The organism is Nitrosospira sp. Nsp2 (genome assembly GCF_003050965.1).
GTDB lineage: Bacteria > Pseudomonadota > Gammaproteobacteria > Burkholderiales > Nitrosomonadaceae > Nitrosospira.
In genome coordinates this window covers 118297-137641 of the sequence record NZ_QAOU01000004.1, presented here as the reverse complement: position 1 = coordinate 137641, position 19345 = coordinate 118297, and the positions used below count along the sequence as shown (strand labels likewise).

At 53.2% G+C, this 19345-nt stretch carries 17 protein-coding genes and 1 tRNA gene; 6 read left to right on the top strand and 12 right to left on the bottom strand.

Annotation, left to right across the window (positions count from 1 at the left end):
* Nucleotides 1-2 precede the first annotated feature (2 nt).
* From C8R31_RS10495 to C8R31_RS10480, 4 genes are all read left to right on the top strand, one after another.
* Complete coding sequence (locus tag C8R31_RS10495) at nt 3-254, top strand: acyl carrier protein (RefSeq protein ID WP_107694018.1); 252 nt, start codon at nt 3-5, stop codon at nt 252-254.
* A complete protein-coding gene (locus tag C8R31_RS10490; RefSeq protein ID WP_107694017.1) occupies nt 251-1096 on the top strand; it encodes a hydrolase 2, exosortase A system-associated in 846 nt (281 codons plus the stop codon). The genes C8R31_RS10495 and C8R31_RS10490 overlap by 4 nt, the downstream gene beginning before the upstream one ends.
* Nucleotides 1080-1976 carry a hydrolase 1, exosortase A system-associated gene (locus C8R31_RS10485; protein ID WP_107694016.1) on the top strand — a complete coding sequence of 299 codons (897 nt, stop codon included), beginning with the start codon at nt 1080-1082 and terminating at the stop codon, nt 1974-1976. Before C8R31_RS10490 ends, C8R31_RS10485 begins: the two co-directional genes overlap by 17 nt.
* Before the next feature lie 75 nt (nt 1977-2051).
* On the top strand, nt 2052-2684 hold the full coding sequence (locus tag C8R31_RS10480; protein ID WP_107694015.1) for a tetratricopeptide repeat protein: 633 nt from the start codon (nt 2052-2054) through the stop codon (nt 2682-2684).
* Between the two features lie 58 nt (nt 2685-2742).
* Here C8R31_RS10480 and C8R31_RS10475 read toward each other — a convergent pair whose 3' ends face one another.
* Nucleotides 2743-3801 carry an SDR family oxidoreductase gene (locus C8R31_RS10475; protein ID WP_107694014.1) on the bottom strand — a complete coding sequence of 353 codons (1059 nt, stop codon included), beginning with the start codon at nt 3799-3801 and terminating at the stop codon, nt 2743-2745.
* A 15-nt stretch (nt 3802-3816) separates the two neighbouring features.
* Complete coding sequence (locus C8R31_RS10470; protein WP_107694013.1) at nt 3817-5097, bottom strand: nucleotide sugar dehydrogenase; 1281 nt, start codon at nt 5095-5097, stop codon at nt 3817-3819.
* A gap of 547 nt (nt 5098-5644) precedes the next feature.
* Between C8R31_RS10470 and prsT the strand changes: the two genes are divergently transcribed.
* Nucleotides 5645-8443, top strand: a complete 2799-nt coding sequence (prsT, locus tag C8R31_RS10460) for an XrtA/PEP-CTERM system TPR-repeat protein PrsT (protein ID WP_107694011.1) — start codon at nt 5645-5647, stop codon at nt 8441-8443.
* 145 nt (nt 8444-8588) lie between these two features.
* On the opposite strand, the gene C8R31_RS10455 is transcribed toward prsT, so the two are convergent.
* The 6 genes from C8R31_RS10455 to C8R31_RS10430 form a co-directional block, all read right to left on the bottom strand.
* Complete coding sequence (locus C8R31_RS10455) at nt 8589-9725, bottom strand: fatty acid desaturase (protein WP_107694010.1); 1137 nt, start codon at nt 9723-9725, stop codon at nt 8589-8591.
* Nucleotides 9726-9858: 133 nt separating this feature from the next.
* Nucleotides 9859-10410, bottom strand: coding sequence for a dTDP-4-dehydrorhamnose 3,5-epimerase (gene rfbC / locus C8R31_RS10450; RefSeq protein ID WP_107694009.1), 552 nt, complete (start codon nt 10408-10410; stop codon nt 9859-9861).
* Nucleotides 10407-11294 carry a glucose-1-phosphate thymidylyltransferase RfbA gene (gene rfbA / locus C8R31_RS10445; protein WP_107694008.1) on the bottom strand — a complete coding sequence of 296 codons (888 nt, stop codon included), beginning with the start codon at nt 11292-11294 and terminating at the stop codon, nt 10407-10409. Before rfbA ends, rfbC begins: the two co-directional genes overlap by 4 nt.
* Nucleotides 11291-12202, bottom strand: coding sequence for a dTDP-4-dehydrorhamnose reductase (gene rfbD / locus C8R31_RS10440; protein ID WP_258192669.1), 912 nt, complete (start codon nt 12200-12202; stop codon nt 11291-11293). Before rfbD ends, rfbA begins: the two co-directional genes overlap by 4 nt.
* The gene (rfbB, locus tag C8R31_RS10435; protein ID WP_107694006.1) at nt 12180-13262 is read right to left on the bottom strand and encodes a dTDP-glucose 4,6-dehydratase; all 1083 of its coding nucleotides are present in this window, start codon (nt 13260-13262) and stop codon (nt 12180-12182) included. Before rfbB ends, rfbD begins: the two co-directional genes overlap by 23 nt.
* A 40-nt stretch (nt 13263-13302) precedes the next feature.
* The gene (locus tag C8R31_RS10430) at nt 13303-14034 is read right to left on the bottom strand and encodes a pseudouridine synthase (RefSeq protein ID WP_107694005.1); all 732 of its coding nucleotides are present in this window, start codon (nt 14032-14034) and stop codon (nt 13303-13305) included.
* Nucleotides 14035-14202: 168 nt separating this feature from the next.
* Between C8R31_RS10430 and C8R31_RS10425 the strand changes: the two genes are divergently transcribed.
* A tRNA-Val gene (locus C8R31_RS10425) sits at nt 14203-14279 on the top strand.
* 328 nt (nt 14280-14607) lie between these two features.
* Here the strand turns inward: C8R31_RS10425 and C8R31_RS10420 are convergent.
* From C8R31_RS10420 to galE, 4 genes are all read right to left on the bottom strand, one after another.
* Nucleotides 14608-15159: an FxDxF family PEP-CTERM protein gene (locus C8R31_RS10420; RefSeq protein WP_107694004.1), complete on the bottom strand. Its 552-nt coding sequence runs from the start codon at nt 15157-15159 to the stop codon at nt 14608-14610.
* A gap of 153 nt (nt 15160-15312) precedes the next feature.
* Nucleotides 15313-15873 (bottom strand): FxDxF family PEP-CTERM protein, encoded by a 561-nt coding sequence (locus C8R31_RS10415; RefSeq protein WP_107694003.1) that lies wholly within the window; start codon nt 15871-15873, stop codon nt 15313-15315.
* 780 nt (nt 15874-16653) lie between these two features.
* Nucleotides 16654-18105 (bottom strand): mannose-1-phosphate guanylyltransferase/mannose-6-phosphate isomerase, encoded by a 1452-nt coding sequence (locus C8R31_RS10410; protein WP_107694002.1) that lies wholly within the window; start codon nt 18103-18105, stop codon nt 16654-16656.
* 105 nt (nt 18106-18210) lie between these two features.
* Nucleotides 18211-19251 carry a UDP-glucose 4-epimerase GalE gene (galE, locus tag C8R31_RS10405; protein ID WP_107694001.1) on the bottom strand — a complete coding sequence of 347 codons (1041 nt, stop codon included), beginning with the start codon at nt 19249-19251 and terminating at the stop codon, nt 18211-18213.
* Nucleotides 19252-19345: the final 94 nt, after the last annotated feature.

The following is a 19345-nucleotide window of genomic DNA, read 5'->3' as shown; positions in this document are numbered from 1 at the left end:
TCATGCAGCATCTTCAAGAAGTAACAAATATACTGGCCGATGTGTTAAGCCTCGGCGAACGGAAGAACTCGCTTTCGGCAGACTCTGACTTGTTGGGTAGTATTCCGGAACTGGATTCGATGGCAGTGGTAAACGTAATTACTGCTTTGGAAGATCACTTCGGCATCACTGTGGACGATGACGAAATCAGCGCGCAAACTTTCGAAACGGTAGGCAGCCTCACCGGTTTTGTTGAGCAAAAATTGGCTGAATGAAAAAGTTATCTCCGCGCAACGTTCCTGCTGAGCCTTTTTTTCTGCGGACCGACTGCGGGAGACGTTTCTGCCTCTACCATGCGCCTCATGCGGAAAAGGAGTGCCGGGGAGCGTTCATATACGTTCATCCCTTTGGGGAGGAGATGAACAAGTCGCGGCGAATGGCTGCGTTGCAGGCAAGAGCTTTTGCTGCCATGGGGTTTGGCGTATTGCAGATAGACCTTTTCGGCTGTGGGGATAGCAGCGGCGACTTCTCGGATGCGCGCTGGGAGATATGGAAGCAGGACCTGGCCGTTGCCAGGACATGGCTCGAAGAGCGCGTTTCGACACCCGTCAGTCTTTGGGGCCTGCGCCTGGGCGCGCTGCTCGCGCTTGATTTTGCGAGGAGCGCAAAAAAAAAAGTCGCCCAGATTATTCTATGGCAACCAGTCATCAGTGGAGAGGCGTTCCTGACCCAGTTTCTGCGGTTGAGGTTGGCTAGTGAAATGCTGGCCGGGGATCGAGACAAGACTGGCGGAACCAGCGCCTTGCGCGCTAGCCTGAAAGCGGGGATGCCACTCGAGGTGGCCGGCTATGAACTCGCACCCGACCTTGCGGGTGCAATTGACAGCCTAAAAGCGGCGGAACTAGTGGTAAAGAACAGCCCGGTCCACTGGTTCGAGATCGTGGCCGAGCCCGGGCGCACCATGACCCCTGCCGGATCAAAAGTGGTAGGCGCCTGGAAGCAAAGCGAAGTTCAACTATTCCTTCACCTCGTGCCTTGTTTGCCGTTTTGGGCAACACAGGAGATTGCCGAGTGTCCCCAGCTCGTGTCAGCCACCACAAATGTCATTGCTACCTGATACAAATGTAGAGGAACGCCCTCTGGTCGTTGAGTGTAACGACGCGTGGCTGTATGGAATGATCAGCCTGCCTGAGCAGATCGGTTCCAGGGGCGTACTGATACTGGTGGGCGGCCCGCAATATCGAGTTGGAAGCCACCGCCAGTTTACCTTGCTTGCGCGCAACCTGGCCGCCGACGGCATTCCCGTTTTTCGTTTTGATTGCCGCGGAATGGGTGATAGCGAGGGCGACCCGCGGGATTTTGAACGGCTGGAGGATGACCTGCATTGCGCCATCGACAGGTTTCTGCAGGAGTTGCCCGCTCTTGATGAGCTGGTTATCTGGGGATTATGCGATGCAGCATCGGCTGCGCTTTTCTATGCACACCGGGACCCGCGCGTAACGGGGCTGGTACTGTTGAACCCGTGGGTAAGAACGGAACAAGGCGAGGCAAAAGCCTATCTGAAGCATTATTACCTTACGCGTTTTTTTAACAAGGGATTTTGGGGCAAGGTGTTGAGCGGTCGGTTTGATTACTCGACCGCCACGCGTTCTTTTACCCGGACGATCGCTCGAGCTGCAGCGGGAAGAAGAGCGAACGAACACGGACAGAAAGAACCTGCGCGCACTGGCGAATCGTGTGATCCAGCTAACCTCCCCGACCGGATGCTCGACGGGCTCCGCCGCTTCAATGGAAAAATACTTTTGATCATCAGCGGCAATGATCTCACTGCCCAAGAGTTCTCCGATCTCGTTAGCGCCTCGCCTGGCTGGCAACGCTTACTCGCTGCTCCACGCGTATCCCGGCATAATTTACCTGAAGCCGATCATACATTTTCACGTCGTCTCTGGCGTGACCAGGTGGCCGACATAACCAGGAACTGGATTCGCTCCTGGTGATTTGACCTTTAACAACTACTCGGAGCTCCCTTAATTGAATTGTCGAGGCAGACTGTTCTGTGATGAGGAGGTTATATGAGAAACATATTCGGCATTGCGGTTTTAATAATTATGACTGGCGCAGCGGATCTTCATGCACGAGAGGTTCCTCCCCATTGCGGTAATCTGGCGGCCCCTGGGACTCAAATCTACGACTACACCAATTCGGAAGACAAGAAGATGCTTGCGACAGTCGAGGCATTCCATTTCACTTCCGATGTGGAAAATTTACGCGCGGGCGCTACCGGGACAATCGGGGCTGACTTGAACTACACGCTGCTGATGTTCCCCAATCACCACCGGGCACTGGCTGCGATGGGAAAACTGGCCCAGCGGGAAAAGACGCTGAAACCGAAAGGCGCGCAATTTTCCATCGAGTGTTTTTTTGATCGTGCTATCCGGTTCAAACCCAACGACGCCATGGTACGCATGGTATACGCAACTTATCTTCTACAAGCCGCGCAAACTGACAGAGCTACCGAGCAATACCGCGTGGCCGTCGATCTCCAACCGGAAGACCCAACCATTAATTACAATCTTGGCCTGCTCTATATGAAAAAGAAAGATTATGCGCAGGCTAAAACTTATGCGAAAAAAGCGTACGACCTGGGTTTTCCGTTACCCGGCCTGAAAAACCAGTTGATCCAGGCTGGAAAATGGGATGATTGACCTGAAGGACCGCCTTACTTCTTAAAATCGCGACTTCTATCAGGGGCGTACGGTCGTATCAGGCCGTTTTTCCCGGTTTTTCTTTTTCAGGCTCAAGATGAGAAAGATACCATTCCATTGCCTGCTCAAGCCCTTGATCAATACGATGAGTCGGCTCGAAGCCCAGCATTCCGCGAGCCTTGGAAATATCAGCCTGGGAATGCCGGACGTCCCCCTCCCGAAAATCGACGTACTGCGGCTTGTGGTTAACCAGATCGGGAAACTTGTCTAAAAGCAAATCACGGATCATGCCGTAGAGTTGATTCAGGCTCGTGCGTTCATTGAGCGCGACATTGTAGATCTGATTAACCGCTTCGCGATTTTCCGCCAAAGCTGCAAGGAGATTGGCCTGAACGACATTTTCTATGTAACAGAAATCCCTGCTGGTTTCACCATCCCCGTTTATGAATACCGACTGGTTGCGCACGAGCGCAGCGATCCAGCGGGGTATCACTGCCGCATAGGCCCCATCCGGATCCTGACGAGGACCGAAGACATTGAAATATCGCAAGCCGACCGACTCGACGTCGTAGCACCGTCCAAATACCTCGGCATAGAGTTCATTGACGTACTTGGTTACGGCATATGGCGAGAGTGGCCGGCCGATAACCGACTCCACCTTGGGTAAACCGGGATGATCGCCGTAAGTGGAACTGGATGCCGCATATATGAAGCGCTGTACGGGAGCGTCCCGCGCCGCCACTAATAAGTTCAGGAAACCGGAAATGTTGCTGTCGTTGGTTCGTATCGGGTCTTGTATCGATCGTGGAACGGAACCGAGAGCGGCCTGGTGTAATACATACTCCACACCGTTGCATGCCTGCCGGCAAGTTTCCAGCTCGCAAATATCCCCCTCAATGAAGCTGAAATTGGACCAGGCCGCCTCCCCAACCGCTTCCTTTACCTGCCCCAGGTTGTGACTGTGCCCGGTTGAAAAATTATCGAGACCTGTCACTTTCTGGTTTAGCTTGAGTAAGGCCTCCAGCAGATTTGAGCCGATAAAACCGGCGACTCCCGTGACAAGCCAGTGGTATTGGCGTGTTAGCAGGTGCTTCAGAGTGTATTGGTATCCGGTCATATCAGTGCGCGATTATCACAATCTCCAGACATTCAAGCCGGCCGCGCGAAGCGCCTTGGAGTCAAACTGAGATTTCACATCGATAAAGCAGCCTTTGCCAGTGACCTTGGCCTGAAAGTCGCTGAGGGGCCTTTCCACGAATTGCTGGTGCGGGACAGCGACAATGATCGCATCTGAACAAGGAAGGCTTTCCCAGGACTCGAGCTCCACGCCGTACTCATGGCGAGCCTCTTCAGGGCTTGCCACAGGGTCATGAACATGAATGTCGATGCCGTAGGACTTGAGCTCGTTGATCAGGTCAGCGACCTTGGAGTTTCTCAGATCAGGACAATTTTCCTTGAAAGACAGCCCTAGCACATTCACACGGGCACCCTTGACATTCACATCAGCCTTTATGATGTGTTTTATTGTTTGCTCCGCCACAAACTTCGCCATGCTGTCGTTGATACGGCGGCCAGCCAGGATGACTTGCGGTATGTAGCCGATCATCTCGGCCTTGTGGGTAAGGTAGTACGGATCTACGCCAATACAGTGCCCCCCGACCAGGCCTGGCCGAAAGGGAAGAAAGTTCCACTTCGTGCCGGCGGCCTGCAGGACCTCCAGCGTGTCAATTCCCAGCTTATCGAAAATAATCGCCAATTCGTTCATCAATGCGATATTAAGGTCTCGTTGAGTGTTTTCGATCACCTTTGCGGCTTCAGCGACTTTAATACTCGATGCGCGGTGGACTCCCGCGGTAATTACGCTTTCGTATAGCACGGCGATCTTCTCCAGCGTATCTTCATCGTCGCCCGACACAACCTTGAGGATGCGGGTAAGCGTATGCTGCTTGTCGCCCGGGTTGATCCGTTCAGGGGAAAACCCGACGTGGAAATCCGTTTTCCATTTCATGCCCGAATATTTCTCAAGCACCGGAATGCAGATTTCCTCGGTTGCTCCAGGGTAAACCGTGGATTCGTAAATCACGATCGCCCCTCGTTTCATATTTTTTCCCACAGCTTCGCTGGCACCCACCAGCGGCGAAAAATCGGGTTGATGAGCGAGATCTACAGGCGTTGGAACAGCAACAACAATGTAATCGGCGCCAGATAACTCAGCCGGGTCGCTGGTTACAACAAGTTCCCGCGCGGCTCGGAAATCATCGGAGGACACTTCTCCAGTAGCGTCTATGTATCGTTTGTAACTTTCGACCTTGGTTCGCGAAAGGTCGTAACCTATGGTCTGCCGTTTCTTACCAAATTCGACCGCGAGCGGTAAACCAACATACCCTAGGCCAACTACAGCAACTACACTCATACTTATCCTCTTCGTTTAGAATTAATGGCACGTCAATTCCGGCGCACCGGTATCATCAGCCAGAATTCTTGCAAAAAATACTGTACCAAAGGGCAGTTCCCGTACAGTTTGTGTCAGCATATCATACCGAGTAATGAATGCGAGATGGAGTAGCGCGCAAAACCACGCAAGTTACGGTAGCGCCTGTGATCCAGCCGACATCGCGATCAGGAACAAGAAGGCCGAGGTCGAACCGGCCCACCTATATTCCTACAATGCCTTGATTGCTTGGAAAAACATGGATATAGTAAAGCACTGCCCACTCTCCGCCCTGCCGCGTCATTATAGGCAGCGAGACGATTTTTGCCATCACTACGCTTTACTGCCGAGGGCGGTCACACATCAGCCGGAATTGAACGATAACGGTATGGTGTCGCTCGCTGTTATCGGGAGAAAGCAACCCGTTGTATCCAGTTTCCTAGTACTCCGGACGAGCTATTGAAAACCTGCGCTTATCTGTCCGGGTGGTCTTTTAAAAGTAACCGCTAATACAGAGAAGAGGATTTGAATGCGTAACTCAAGCAGGGCTGGCGCGAAAAGTAAAAATCTGGCGGGACTCATGATCTCCGCCGTTCTGCTTACCGGTAGCATAGCAGGCTGCGGAAAATCGGAAGATCCCCAAACTTTGGTCGCGGATGCAAAGCGCTACCAGGAAAAAGGGGACAATTCAGCTGCTATCATCCAGCTTAAAAACGCTCTGCAAAAAAACCCGGACGATCCGGAGACGCGTTACCTCCTGGGTACGATCTATCGCAAGACGGGTGATCTGCAATCGGCGGAAAAGGAACTTCGCAGGGCTTTGAACCTTGGGATTGACCCTGGGAGGGTTGTTCCTGACCTGGGGAAAACCCTTTTGGAGCTGGGCCAGTTTCAACAGGTACTTGATGAGACGAAATCCCTTTCTGATACGAGGACTTCTGCGGAAATATTAACGTTGAGAGGGCGAGCTTCACTCGCGCTTGGCAAGGGTGAAGACGCGAGGGAGCTGTTCAGGCGGGCGCTCGAGGGTAGTCCTGATTTTTCGGACGCCCTGGTGGGTTTGGCCCAATACTCGCTTTCGAAGCAGGATCTCGACGCGGCAACTCAATATTCTGAACAAGCTGTGAACGCCGACCCGAAAAATGCCGATGCCTGGCTTTTCAAGGGTGACCTGCTCCGCGCCGTGGGGAAAGTTGACCCGGCCCTGGCAGCGTACGACCAGGTTGTCAAACTAAAGCCGAATAATGCTCAGGCTTTTTTGAACAGGGCATTTATTGAGACCAGCACGGAAAAGTTCGAGGGAGCAAAAGCCGATATCGAAGCTGCCCGTAAAATTGCACCCGGCAGTCCGCTGGTCCTCTATGCCCAGGCGCTGCTCGATTTTACCCAGGGCAACCACGCGGCCGCATGGGAATCGCTGCAACAGATACTCAGCAAAGCGCCTGGGCACATGCCTACCGTATTGCTTGCTGGAGCCACGCAACTCGCCATGGGCTCATTGCCGCAAGCGGAACAGTATTTGAAACAATACCTGGAGAAGGACCCCAGAAATCTATACGCGCGCAAGCTCCTGGCTACCGCATTGCTGAAAAACCGCGATACGCAGCGAGCCCTCTCCCTCCTGACCCCGGCACTCAGAGATGGGGTGGACCAGGATCCTCAGCTATTTGCCCTGGCAGGGGAAGCTTATATGCAGGCCAAGGAGTTTTCCAAAGCAACCGAGTATTTTGAGAAAGCAGTCAGGATCGCTCCCAAGAGCGCGATGCTTCATACCGCGCTGAGTTCGAGCAAGATGAGTCAGGGAGATAACGCGCGCGCCATAGCTGAACTGGAAATGGCCACCAAGCTCGACCCAAAATCATCTCAGGCTGGCATCCTCCTCGTGATGACCCATCTCCGTCTTAAAGAGCCCGAGAAAGCGCTTCAGGCAGTAACAACGCTTGAGAAAGAGCATCCGGATAATCCAGTGGTCCAAAACATTAAAGGGGGTATCTACCTGAGCAGGAATGATCCCGGTAACGCCCGCTCCAGTTTCGAAAAAGCCCTTTCGCTGCAGCCAACATACTTCCCGGCGGCAGCCAATCTTGCCCAGCTTGATCTGCGGGACGATAAACCCGATGCGGCGAAAAAACGCTTTGAAGCCATACTTGCCAAGGACAAGAAAAATATACAGGCCATGGCTGCGCTTTCCGCGATCGCATTGAACCAAGGCCAGACAAAAGAAGCGACTTCGTGGCTGGAACGGGCCGTTCAGAATAATCCTGACGTGCTTGAGCCTTCCCTGCTGCTGGCAGGACATTATCTCCGTGTGGGGGAGAAACAAAAGGCGCTCACCCTTGGCCAGAAGCTTCAGGGCGCCAATCCCAGCAATCCCGAGGTGCTGGATGTGCTGGCGCAGGCGCAATTTGCCAACAACGATAAAGCCGCCGCTTTGGAGACTTATAATCGGCTCGCCGCGATACGGCCGAATTCCCACCTCGTCCAGTTCCGAATCGCGGCGATTCATACCGCGGCGGAGAACTTCCCGGCCGCGGGCGATGCGTTGAAGAAGGCTCTCGCGTTAAAACCGGATTATCTCGACGCGCAACTGGCACAGATGGGGCTTGAAGCCCGCCAGGGGAATACCGAGAAAGCCATTGCAATCTCGCGTCAGATTCAAAAACAGCATCAAAAATCTCCGGTAGGTTACGTCGCGGAAGGTGATCTGCTCATGCAGCAAAAAAATCCCGCATTGGCCGCGAAAGCCTATGAACACGCGTTTGCCATCAGCAAGAACCAGCCTCTGATGCTGAAACTGCACGCATCGCTCAGTCAGGCGGGACGAGGCAAGGAAGCCAACTCCCGATTAATTCAGTGGTTGAAGGAGAACCCTTCCGATGTACCTCTCCGGATGTATCTCGGGGAAGTGTATCTTGCAGATGGTCAAACCAGATCAGCTATAGAGCAATATCAGACTGTACTTCAACAAAATCCGAAGTATATGCCCGCGATGAACAACCTTGCCACCGCATACCAGCAGGAAAAAAACCCTCTGGCCCTGGAATATGCGGAAAAGGCTTATCAGATTGCGCCTGACAACCCCGCCATCATGGATACGCTGGGATGGATACTGATAGAACAGGGGAATACTGGACGAGGGCTCCCGCTCTTGCAAAAGGCAGTTTCCCTCGCGCCTGATGTCGGGGAGATTCGCTATCATTTCGCCGCCGCCCTGGCCAAATCAGGCGATAAGGCGAAAGCACGTAAAGAACTGGAGGCACTGCTGAGCAATGGCAAAAACTTTCCCAGCCGGGAAGAGGCCAGAACGTTGCTTAAACAGATGCACTGACCGGTTGCCCGATAAGCAAGCCACGTTTAGCGCCAATAGCGCGTTCGATTAAGGCTGAGTCTGCAGCGGGAAAGAGCGGACGCTGTACGTGCCACGCCGCGCCCAGCCTTTCGGTCGCCCCCTTCGCCTCAGTCGGCCTCAGTCGCTAGCCCACGTTTCGCTGCCGCGTAACGGCTTCTTCCATATCGACCGTGTCAGTTGGTGTCGCGACGGCGGTGGGCGCACCAACTGTGCGGCTGGCGGTAGAAGCCTCGCCCCAGATACGCTGCAGCGAGTCCCACATCCCTGTCCGAATCGTGCTTAGATACAACCTGTTATCGCTCAACCCATTCGCGAGGCGGCGCTGAGCCTCTCCAAGATTGTGGTAGGGCAGGCTCATGAAAAGGTGATGAGTGGCATGATAGCGCAAGCCCACCGGGGCCCATAAGCCGGTAAGAAAATTGCCCGGAACGTTGATTGAGTCGAGATACTGCTCATGGAACTCCATCGGTTTGTCGCCGGGATTGCGGTAAGCGTGGGCACTCAGCGTACGCAAAGAATTTACGAGAAAGATGAACATTGCGATTACGTACCAAAGGACGAGCGCGTTAAAGGTGAGAACACCCACAGCAATGCACGCCACGGCTGCTGTTACGAACAGGAAGGCGCCAAATTCTTGCACCTTCCAGTACTTATCATTGCGAATCGCGTTCTCTGCGCGCTTGTAATTCATATCGATGGTAAGAGAGGAAGCACGCTCCCAAACCAATCTGCGCAATGGCGGAATGAGATAAGACAGCGGAGTCAGTAACAGAAAGCGGATAATGAAGAAGAGCGGCAAAAGAAACGAGAGCATTACGTAACCAATCATGACGATGGGTTTCATTGTTGCAAACGGGACATATTCGCCATCCTCGGCCGTACCATAAACATCGCGCTTGTGGTGGTCGCTGTGAACTCCGTCATAGGTAAAGGAAGGAATCAGTAGCGGTATGCCGCAGATGACATTCCACACCAGGCGGAATAACTTGAATGTGCCTTTTTTAAGATGCGCCAGCTCATGAATGAAAATACCGGCGCGATAAAAAGCGAGCATTGCGACGACCAGGCCGGGAAACTGCCACAGCGAAAACAGCGGCATGGACAGGATGGAGATAAAAACGATCCAGCCTAACGATATATGAAAGAGAAAATCAGCCCAGTAAATCCACGGGTTTGGCGTCATGAGGTCACGCACGAGGTTATGAGCTTCACGCAAGGGAAACTCAATCCCAGCTGGTGTTTCGCTATCCCGGATGCTCATTTGATGTGGTTCATCGGTTGAATTAAGATTTTATTCCAGTCTGAATATCAGGCGTACAGCTCGGCTTATCAGTAACGGACAGCTGGCCTTTTCCGTGCCCCGGTGCCCGACAATCGGAAGCAAAGACCACCCATCAATCGAATAATTCAGCATCCATCAGTTTGGGTGCAATTTTATCCTTTGCCGAAATGATGGGTGGTGCATCGGCTTGAATCGGCCATGAAACAGCTATGGTAGGGTCGTCCCAAAGAAGGCCGCGGTCAAGGTCGGGGAAATAGTACTCTGTCGTTTTATACAGGAAATCGGCACTGCTGCTCAGTACGTAAAAGCCATGGGCAAAACCTGGCGGCACCCACAACTGACGATAATTGTCTTCAGTCAGTTCCACCCCTACCCACTTGCCAAATGTCGGAGAGGATTTGCGAATATCTACGGCAACGTCGAACACTTCGCCGCGAACGACTCGCACCAGTTTGCCCTGGGGTTGCCCAATCTGATAGTGGAGTCCCCTCAGGACGCCTCTAACCGAGCGGCTATGATTGTCCTGTACGAATTCTACGTTAAGCCCGGTGGCTTGGCTGAAATCTTTGTGATTGAAGCTTTCAAAGAAAAAACCGCGGCTATCACCGAAAACCCTGGGCTCGATTATCAGCACGTCGGAAATGGAGGTAGAAATCACATTCATACGATTATCCGCTCATTAAGTAAGCGCAGCAAATACTGGCCGTAGCCGTTTTTACCCAGCGGCTGAGCCAGTTTCTCAAGCTGCGCGCTACTGATAAAGCCCTGACGATAAGCGATCTCTTCCGGGCAGGCTACTTTAAGACCCTGACGGTGTTCGATGGTTTCGATGAAATTGCTCGCCTCCATTAAGCTTTCGTGTGTTCCCGTATCCAGCCATGCGTAACCGCGGCCCATAATTTCGACATTGAGCTGCCCTCGTTCCAGGTAAATACGGTTCACATCGGTAATTTCCAGTTCGCCGCGCGCCGAGGGCTTGAGCGTGCACGCGATATCCACCACTTCGTTGTCATAGAAGTACAAACCGGTGACTGCGTAGTTGCTCTTGGGATGTGCGGGCTTTTCTTCGAGCGAAGAAACCCGGCTGGCGGCATCAAAAGCGACAACACCATAACGCTCTGGGTCCTGGACATGGTAAGCGAATATCGTTGCGCCGCTCTGCTTTTCCATGGCGCGACGGAGTTGAAGATGCAGATCATGGCCGTAAAAGATGTTATCGCCCAGCACCAGTGCGCTCGGATCCTTTCCAATGAAATTCTTGCCGATAGTAAACGCATGGGCCAATCCATCAGGCCGGGGTTGCACCGCATACTGGAGGTTGAGCCCCCATTCCTTCCCATTTCCCAGCAGCTGCTCAAAACGCGGGGTATCCTGCGGGGTGGAAATGATGAGAATATCGCGTATACCCGCGAGCATAAGGGTGCTCAGCGGGTAGTAGATCATCGGCTTATCATAGATGGGCAGCAATTGCTTCGAGACAGCCTTTGTCACAGGATAGAGCCGCGTGCCCGACCCGCCCGCTAAAATGATTCCCTTACGTTGAGTCATGTTGATCTCTCAAAAATTTCGGTGAGCATGCGTGCCACGCCCGTTTCCCAAGGCGGCAAAGTCAGATCGAAGGTATGACGAAGTTTACCGGTATCCATACGCGAGTTTCGGGGCCGTTTGGCAGGCAGGGAAAATGCGCTGGTTGGCACAGCGACGACGTTCTCTGGCGTAACTTTAAGCACGACTCCCGCGTGACGTGCGTAATCAAGTACGAAGCGCGCGTAACCGTGCCATGAAGTTTCTCCGGCGGCAACGAGGTGATAGATACCCGATACCGCGTCCATAGCCCCATGTCGCACCGCCGCGCGAATGGCGTGCGCGGTGATGTCCGCCAGCAGATCGGCACCAGTCGGCGCACCGATCTGATCCTCAATAACGGTGAGGCGATCGCGTTCCTGAGCCAGGCGTAACATGGTTTTTGCGAAGTTCCCGCCACGCGCAGCGTAAACCCAACTGGTACGAAAGATAAGGTGGCGGCAACCGGAATCGACAATCGCTTTCTCTGCTTCCAGCTTGGTCAAGCCATATACGTTCAAAGGCCCGGTTGGATCGGTCTCGCGCCAGCGATGAGTTCCATTCCCGTCGAACACGTAATCGCTGGAATAGTGCACCAGCCAGGCGTCGAGTTTGCGCGCCTCTTGGGCCAGCACGGCAGGCCCATGCGCGTTGATGGCGCGCGCTTTCTCCCGCTCGCTTTCAGCCTTGTCCACCGCCGTATGAGCGGCAGCATTCACGATCACGTCCGGGGCCACCGCTCTAACCGTGTGAGCAATCCGCTCAGGGTACTCAAAATTGCCGCAGAGTTCGCTGCTACCGGAATGGAGGGCCACCAATTCGCCGAGCGGGGCAAGGCTTCGCTGTAGTTCCCACCCGACTTGCCCGCTTTTACCGAACAACAGAATCTTCATCCACTCGTCCTTGATAATGCGTCGCAACCCAGGCCAGGTATGCCCCGGACTGAACATTTTCGACCCAGGAAGAATTATCCAGATACCATTGAACAGTTTTACGGATACCCGTTTCAAAAGTCTCAACGGGTTTCCAGCCCAGTTCACCCTCGATTTTGCTCGCATCAATCGCATAGCGGCGGTCGTGTCCGGGGCGATCCGCGACGAAGGTGATCAAACTCCGGTACGATCCGAAAATCTGAGGTCTTAAAGCATCCAGAAGTCCGCAGATACTATTCACGATTTCAAGGTTGGGTTTTTCGTTCCACCCTCCTATGTTGTAGATTTCCCCGGGCACGCCCGCTTCTAACACGCGAGCTATGGCCCTGCAATGATCCTTTACGTATAACCAGTCGCGGATCTGCTGTCCGTCGCCGTACACCGGCAGAGGCTTGCCGGCTAGCGCATTGACGATCATGAGTGGAATGAGTTTTTCCGGGAATTGATATGGACCGTAGTTGTTAGAACAATTTGTAGTGAGTACAGGCAAGCCATACGTATGGTGATATGCGCGCGCGAGATGGTCGCTGGCGGCTTTACTCGCCGAGTAGGGGCTGTTGGGCTGATACTGATGTGTTTCCGTAAAAGCGGCCTCACCCTTTGCTAATGAACCATACACTTCATCCGTCGATACATGGAGAAAACGGAAATCCTGCTTGGGTTTTCCGTCTAATCCGTACCAGTAGGATCGAATGGCTTCGAGGAGTCTGAAAGTTCCGACGATGTTGGTTTGGATGAAGGTTTCCGGACCGTGAATGGATCGATCAACATGGCTCTCGGCCGCAAAATGCACCACGGCGCGCGGTTGGTAGCGTTGAAGCAGTTCACTCACCAAGGCAGAGTTTCCGATATCTCCTCTGATGAAGATGTGTCGCTCATCTTCAGCAAGCGTAGCCAGATTTTCCATGTTGCCGGCGTAACTGAGTACGTCGAGATTGACCACACCTTCCTCGCATTGTGCCAACCAGTCTAAAACAAAATTTGCGCCAATGAACCCAGCACCCCCCGTAACTAAAATCATGTATTACCCCTCAATGAAGAGACCAGTTGACGCATTATGATTAGAACGCTTCATCTCGTCCCAGAAATCGCCATTTCCCTAAGGGCAGTTCACGCAATTTGACATTTCCAATTCGCACCCGCTTTAAACCGGTTACCTTTAGCCCAACCAGCTCACACATGCGGCGAATCTGCCTCTTCTTGCCTTCTCGCAAAATGAATCGCAGTTGGTCTTTATTTTGCCATACCACCCGCGCTTGCTTTAGTACTTCACCGTCCAGGCTCAGACCGTGATTCAATAAAGTAAGCCCCTGCACGGCTAATTTCCCCTCGACACGCACCAGGTATTCCTTCTCAATCTCCGAGCCTTTCCCGATCAGCTGCTTGGCTATACGGCCGTCCTGGGTAAAGACAAGCAGTCCCGAGGAATCGATATCCAGGCGGCCTGCCGGCGCCAGGCCTCTTAAATGCATGGGATTGAAACGCTGCGGTGCGCGATCCCCCGGGAAGCGGGATCCCTGACTAATCAGACTAATTGCCGGCTGATACCCGGGTTCTGGCTGACCCGATACGTAGCCTACGGGCTTGTTCAGCAGTATTGTGACCTGTTCCAGCTGTTGCGATTGCGCCGCCTTATCGAGTGTTATCTTCTGCAGTGGGCAGATTTTTGTACCTAACTCAGTGATTCGCTCGCCGTCCACGAACACCCATCCCCGTTGAATGTAATTATCTGCTTCTCTGCGGGAACACAGTCCTCGTTGAGACATCAGCTTCGACAGCCGGATTTTTTCCATGTACCTCCGCAAGCTTTTGGATGCCTGGTATTTCCGGCGTTTTCTTCCCGTCGACTTTCATGGCGAAAAGTAGATACGAATCGTCTTACTTCCCGCGATTTTAAGGGATACGGGCATTATAATTTGAACCCTTGCCCAGTTTCAGATAAAATTTGACTTGGTATTTTCAGGCGCGTAGCTCAGCTGGTTAGAGCACCACCTTGACATGGTGGGGGTCGTTGGTTCGAGTCCAATCGCGCCTACCAATATTCTCTGCTTGCGTAAGCTTTCATATTCTAATCGTCTTGCCGCAAAGCCGCGTCCTACCTGTCTTTAAACAACTCGCTCGCATTGGTCAGCAGCCGCTAATCAAAAAATCGCGAGCATTTGCGGAGCGTTTCTCGCACGTGCTCGTTCGAACCACTTCAGCTTGCACTAGCTATCGTGGAAATAAAGAACGATGGCGAAGGCTTTGGGGAATACTGAATTTCGCAAAAGGAAGCGAGGAACAATGGCAATAAAAAACGGCCTCTTTTGGAGGCCGTTTTTTATTGCCCGTGGGGGGAAACAATCTCCCCCCGAGCATGAGTCGAATTACGAGGTCTTGCGGTTGCTTCTGCGCCGAACAACAGCACCCATCAGCCCCAGACCAGCGAGCAACATGGCATAAGTCTCTGGTTCCGGAATGGCGGCAGCCATTGCGCCAGCATAGATTGCTCCGGCCGAACCGTTCGATATCCCAGTAACAGTGATAAAAGACGCGCCGGACAGAGGTTGGTCATAATTTAAGGTAAGAGAGTCACCTGCTCCTGTACCTGCGCTTGATCCCAGCAGCGTATCATCACCCCCACCTACGACTCCGTTAGCCCCGGCCGAAAAAAGAGACAGCCCGGTGAGTATACCGTCGAAGTTTACACCACCTACGGTTAGCGGAACATCTACAACCGAGAAACTCGAAGCAATCGACTGCGAACCGTCAAAAGTGAAGATATCGCTAAAGGCCACGCCGGTTCCTGACACTGTACCGCCAAACGTAGTGGGGACAGTATTCAATGTACCCAGATCCGTTGTGGCGGCGTTTGCTCCAACGCTCATGCCAGCCAGCATCGCGGCGACGAAGGTTAGCTTCATCGAATTTTTAATCATTTGTTACCTCCATTAATTGTCACACATAACTAACCTAACGCTTTCATAACAGGACGCAACGTTAATAGGATGGGAATAAAAAACGGCCTCTTTTGGACGCCGTTTCCTACCACCCGTGGGGGGAAACAATGTCCCCCCCGAGCATGGCTCGATTTACGAGGTCTTGCGGTTGCTTCTGCGCCGAACAACAGCACCCATCAACCCCAGACCAGCGAGCAACATGGCGTAAGTTTCCGGTTCCGGAATGGCGGCAATTGCGCCGGAATAAATACCGCCGTTACCACCGTCGGTAACCCCGGTAATTTGGATATATGCCGGACCGTTGATGGCTGAGTCGTACGACAACTGAAGCGAATTGTTGCTATTGCTTCCTTGATTCCAGATTGCCGTCCCCAGCATCTGGTCGTCCGAGTTACCCACGATTCCGTCCGCGTTTGACATCAATGTCAACGTGGCCAGCGCGGTGTTCCATTCCCCGCCGGAGAAGCTGAGCGGAATATTCACGACGCTGTAACCCGAAGCCGTATTGCCCGACTCCAGAGTAAAGGTGAAGAGATCGTTAATACTTGTACCGGATCCACTAACAACGCCCGAAAACGTTGTGGGTGTACCAAGCGCAACTGTACCAAGATCGGTCGTCGCGGCGTTTGCTCCGACGCTTGCGCCCGCCAGCATCGCGGCAACAGCAGTTAACTTCAAAGAAGTCTTAATCATTTTTTACCTCCTTTATAATTGTCTAAACATTACTACCCTGACACTATCATAAAATACAGCGTCATTAAGATCGCTTGGTTAAGTCAGGTGAGCATAGTCACTTCACTTATTTTACAAGCACTTATAAACACCGAGACTCCAAGTAAAGAACCCCGACGTTCTTACAGCCTACTCTCAATTGCAACAGGGTCAATAGACCGTTCGGCCTAGCAAGGAGCATCCATCCATCAGCTCATCCTCGGGCGCTGCCTGGAACGACGATGGGGCCTCTTCCTATCAGAATGCCGCTTGTACGTGTTGTTCGGCTCGAACAAGTACGCAAGTGACAGTAGTAGCCTTTTTCAATCAGCCTTCATAAACACGGCTGGGAAACCCGAGGCCTCAATGCTCTCACAGACTACTCTCACAAGGAAAACGGTCAATAGACCGTTTGGGCTAGCAGAAACACATCGTCAGCCAAGGCAACGTCCTTTGGAAGAAAGTGTTAAGCGGAACTGCGTTGCCCGATAGACTAGGGACTGGAAGAAGCAATGCGACGGTGTAGCGGTGCGCAGGCGAAGCAGTTCGAACAACACAGGAGGAGAATGGACCGAAGACTTTGAGCCCTACTCTGCTCCAAATTCGGATGCTGGAAAACTGACACGAGCGGCTCTGTCCTCGCAATGCAGTTTGCAGTGAAGTACTGGTCCAACCTTTGACCGAGACTAGTCTGGCGGCCCATTAAACAAGCATGGGATTGAAGGACAACAGAGAGCGGTGGACGGACCCGACGTGCTGCCTCTACGCTAAATTTGACCGCCCATACACATCCTCAAACCGAACTATATCGTCCTCCCCAAGATAGGAGCCCGATTGAACCTCGATCATCTCAAGGGGTACACAACCGGGATTTTCCAAGCGGTGGCGCGTACCCAACGGAATAAAGGTCGATTCGTTTTCGGATACAAGATAACTAGTGTCACCACGAGTGACTTGCGCGGTGCCTCGCACCACAATCCAGTGCTCGGCGCGGTGGTGATGCATTTGCAGCGATAATGCCGCACCCGGCTTGACAACAATGCGTTTTACCTGGAACCGCTCACCGGAATCAACGCTATCGTACCAACCCCAGGGCCGGAAGACCTTACGATGCAACTCCCCCTCGGGCCGACCTTCCCGTTTGAGGCTGTCAACGATTTTCTTAACGTGCTGAGTATTGCTCATATGGGACACGAGAATGGCGTCGGGCGTTTCAACCACTACCATATTGCTAATTCCCACGCATGCCACCAAGCGATGCCCCGCCATGACGAGTGTGTCACGGCAGTCGTGTAACAGCACATCGCCTTGGGTGACATTGCCCTCATGATCCTTGGGCAGTACCTGCCACAGCGAATCCCAAGCTCCCACATCGGACCATCCCGCCGATAAGGGAATAAACGCGCCCTTAGGCAACCTAATGTCGTTAGCGGTTATGCGCTCCATCACCGCATAGTCGATCGAATCGCTCGGACACCGCATGAACGCTTCCTTGTCCACGCGTAAAAAGTCCCCATCAGCCGATCCTCTATCCCAAGCCGCACGGCATGCCGACAAAATATCCGGCCGGCAGAACCCAATGGCCGAAAGCCACACAGAGGCTCGCATCATAAACAAGCCGCTGTTCCAAAAATAGGAGCCCTCGTCGAGATAAGCCTGCGCGGTAGGACGATCCGGTTTCTCCACAAATCGTGCAATGTTGCGCGCCTCACCCGCCCCAATCCGCTCGCCCGCCTGGATATAGCCGTAACCTGTCTCGGGCGAATCGGGGGTAATGCCAAAAGTGACGACCACACCTTCCTCTGCCAGTATCATGCCTTGGCGAACCGCCGCCTGAAAAGTTGCGATATCGGAAATTACATGGTCTGCCGGCATCACCAGGAGCACGGGGTCATCTCCGGAACGCACCGCCGCAAGAGCAGCCAGAGTTAGCGCAGGCGCCGTGTTGCGTCCAACCGGTTCAAGCACTATTGAGCCCTTGGTTTCCATCAACCGCAACTGCTCAGCGATGACAAAACGGTATTCCTCGTTGCAAACTACCAATGGTACTCCGAGTTGCACGTCTGTCATTCCCTCCATGCGCCGCACAGTCGCCTGCAAAAGGGAATCGTTTCCGATCAGGGGTAAGAGCTGTTTTGGATACTTTTCGCGGGAAAGAGGCCAAAGGCGCGTACCCGATCCGCCGGATAGCACCACAGGAATTAACGATTGCATGTGAATTCCATCAATGAGAGCGAGGTGATGTTATGTGCATGGAAATTAAACAGCACTAAGGCTTGAATGAAAACTGGGAGACTGACCTTGATCGCATTTTTTATCTCAGTCTTCATACCCGTTAGGATTTGCACTTTGCCAGCGCCACGCGTCGGCGCACATTTGTTCAAGGCCGCGTTCCGCGCGCCAGCCCAGCAAATCATGCGCAAGTTTAGGGTCCGCGTAGCAAGAAGCAATATCACCAGAGCGGCGCGGAGCAATCCTGTAAGGGACGCGCCTGCCGCTTGCCTTTTCGAAAGCATGCACCATATCCAGGACGCTATAACCCGTACCCGTGCCAAGATTTACAGTGAAACAGCCGGTCGACTGTTGCCCGGTCGAGTCAGTCGTCGCGTCCAGCGCTTGCAAGGCTTTGAGATGGCCCAAGGCCAGATCGACCACATGGATGTAATCGCGCACTCCGGTTCCATCCGGGGTTGGATAATCGTTGCCCCACACGTTTAGGGCATCCCGTCGACCTACCGCCACTTGCGCAACGAATGGCATCAGATTATCGGGTGTACCGAGCGGATCCTCTCCGATCAAGCCGCTGGCATGTGCCCCCACCGGGTTGAAATAACGGAGTATCGCCAACCGCCAGGAAGAGTCGCTTCGGTATAGATCGCGTAAAATCTCCTCCACCATCAATTTGCTTCGTCCATAGGGATTGGTGGCGGAAAGAGGATGGTCCTCAGTCAGGGGGAGCCGCTGTGGATCACCATAAACGGTTGCGGAGGAACTGAAGACCAGTTTTTGCACTCCTTGGTCTCCCATCGCTTCAAGGAGCCGGAGTGTGCCGACGACGTTATTATCATAATAAGTCAGAGGCTGCGTAACAGACTCTCCCACGGCTTTGAGGCCGGCGAAGTGTATAACCGATGTTGCCCTGCTGTCGCGCAGCGCTGTAGACAGCGCAACGCGATCGCGGCAATCGCCCTTTATCAAGCGGAGCTGTTTGCCGGTAATCCGCTGCACCCGCGCCAGGGCCTCGGGACGACTATTACAAAGGTTGTCGAAAACGACAACTTCAAAACCCGCGTTCAGCAATTCGACGCAGGTATGCGAACCGATGTAGCCCGCTCCGCCCGTCACGAGAATAGTGGTCATACGCTATGAAGATCTCAGGGATACCAATTTGAGCATAGAGGCGAATTAAGTTCCACCCCAATAGTTATTCTCGATTTCATCGATCACATCTCAT

What these genes read in the sequence shown, in the direction of transcription:
- C8R31_RS10470 (WP_107694013.1), bottom strand. Translation starts at nt 5,097, where the DNA reads ATGAGTGTAGTTGCTGTAGTTGGCCTAGGGTATGTTGGTTTACCGCTC.
- C8R31_RS10490 (WP_107694017.1), top strand. Translation starts at nt 251, where the DNA reads ATGAAAAAGTTATCTCCGCGCAACGTTCCTGCTGAGCCTTTTTTTCTG.
- C8R31_RS10415 (WP_107694003.1), bottom strand. Translation starts at nt 15,873, where the DNA reads ATGATTAAGACTTCTTTGAAGTTAACTGCTGTTGCCGCGATGCTGGCG.
- rfbD (WP_258192669.1), bottom strand. Translation starts at nt 12,202, where the DNA reads ATGAAGATTCTGTTGTTCGGTAAAAGCGGGCAAGTCGGGTGGGAACTA.
- C8R31_RS10455 (WP_107694010.1), bottom strand. Translation starts at nt 9,725, where the DNA reads ATGAGCATCCGGGATAGCGAAACACCAGCTGGGATTGAGTTTCCCTTG.
- C8R31_RS10480 (WP_107694015.1), top strand. Translation starts at nt 2,052, where the DNA reads ATGAGAAACATATTCGGCATTGCGGTTTTAATAATTATGACTGGCGCA.
- rfbC (WP_107694009.1), bottom strand. Translation starts at nt 10,410, where the DNA reads ATGAATGTGATTTCTACCTCCATTTCCGACGTGCTGATAATCGAGCCC.
- rfbA (WP_107694008.1), bottom strand. Translation starts at nt 11,294, where the DNA reads ATGACTCAACGTAAGGGAATCATTTTAGCGGGCGGGTCGGGCACGCGG.
- C8R31_RS10495 (WP_107694018.1), top strand. Translation starts at nt 3, where the DNA reads ATGCAGCATCTTCAAGAAGTAACAAATATACTGGCCGATGTGTTAAGC.
- C8R31_RS10485 (WP_107694016.1), top strand. Translation starts at nt 1,080, where the DNA reads ATGTCATTGCTACCTGATACAAATGTAGAGGAACGCCCTCTGGTCGTT.
- C8R31_RS10475 (WP_107694014.1), bottom strand. Translation starts at nt 3,801, where the DNA reads ATGACCGGATACCAATACACTCTGAAGCACCTGCTAACACGCCAATAC.
- prsT (WP_107694011.1), top strand. Translation starts at nt 5,645, where the DNA reads ATGCGTAACTCAAGCAGGGCTGGCGCGAAAAGTAAAAATCTGGCGGGA.
- C8R31_RS10420 (WP_107694004.1), bottom strand. Translation starts at nt 15,159, where the DNA reads ATGATTAAAAATTCGATGAAGCTAACCTTCGTCGCCGCGATGCTGGCT.
- C8R31_RS10430 (WP_107694005.1), bottom strand. Translation starts at nt 14,034, where the DNA reads ATGGAAAAAATCCGGCTGTCGAAGCTGATGTCTCAACGAGGACTGTGT.
- rfbB (WP_107694006.1), bottom strand. Translation starts at nt 13,262, where the DNA reads ATGATTTTAGTTACGGGGGGTGCTGGGTTCATTGGCGCAAATTTTGTT.
- C8R31_RS10410 (WP_107694002.1), bottom strand. Translation starts at nt 18,105, where the DNA reads ATGCAATCGTTAATTCCTGTGGTGCTATCCGGCGGATCGGGTACGCGC.
- galE (WP_107694001.1), bottom strand. Translation starts at nt 19,251, where the DNA reads ATGACCACTATTCTCGTGACGGGCGGAGCGGGCTACATCGGTTCGCAT.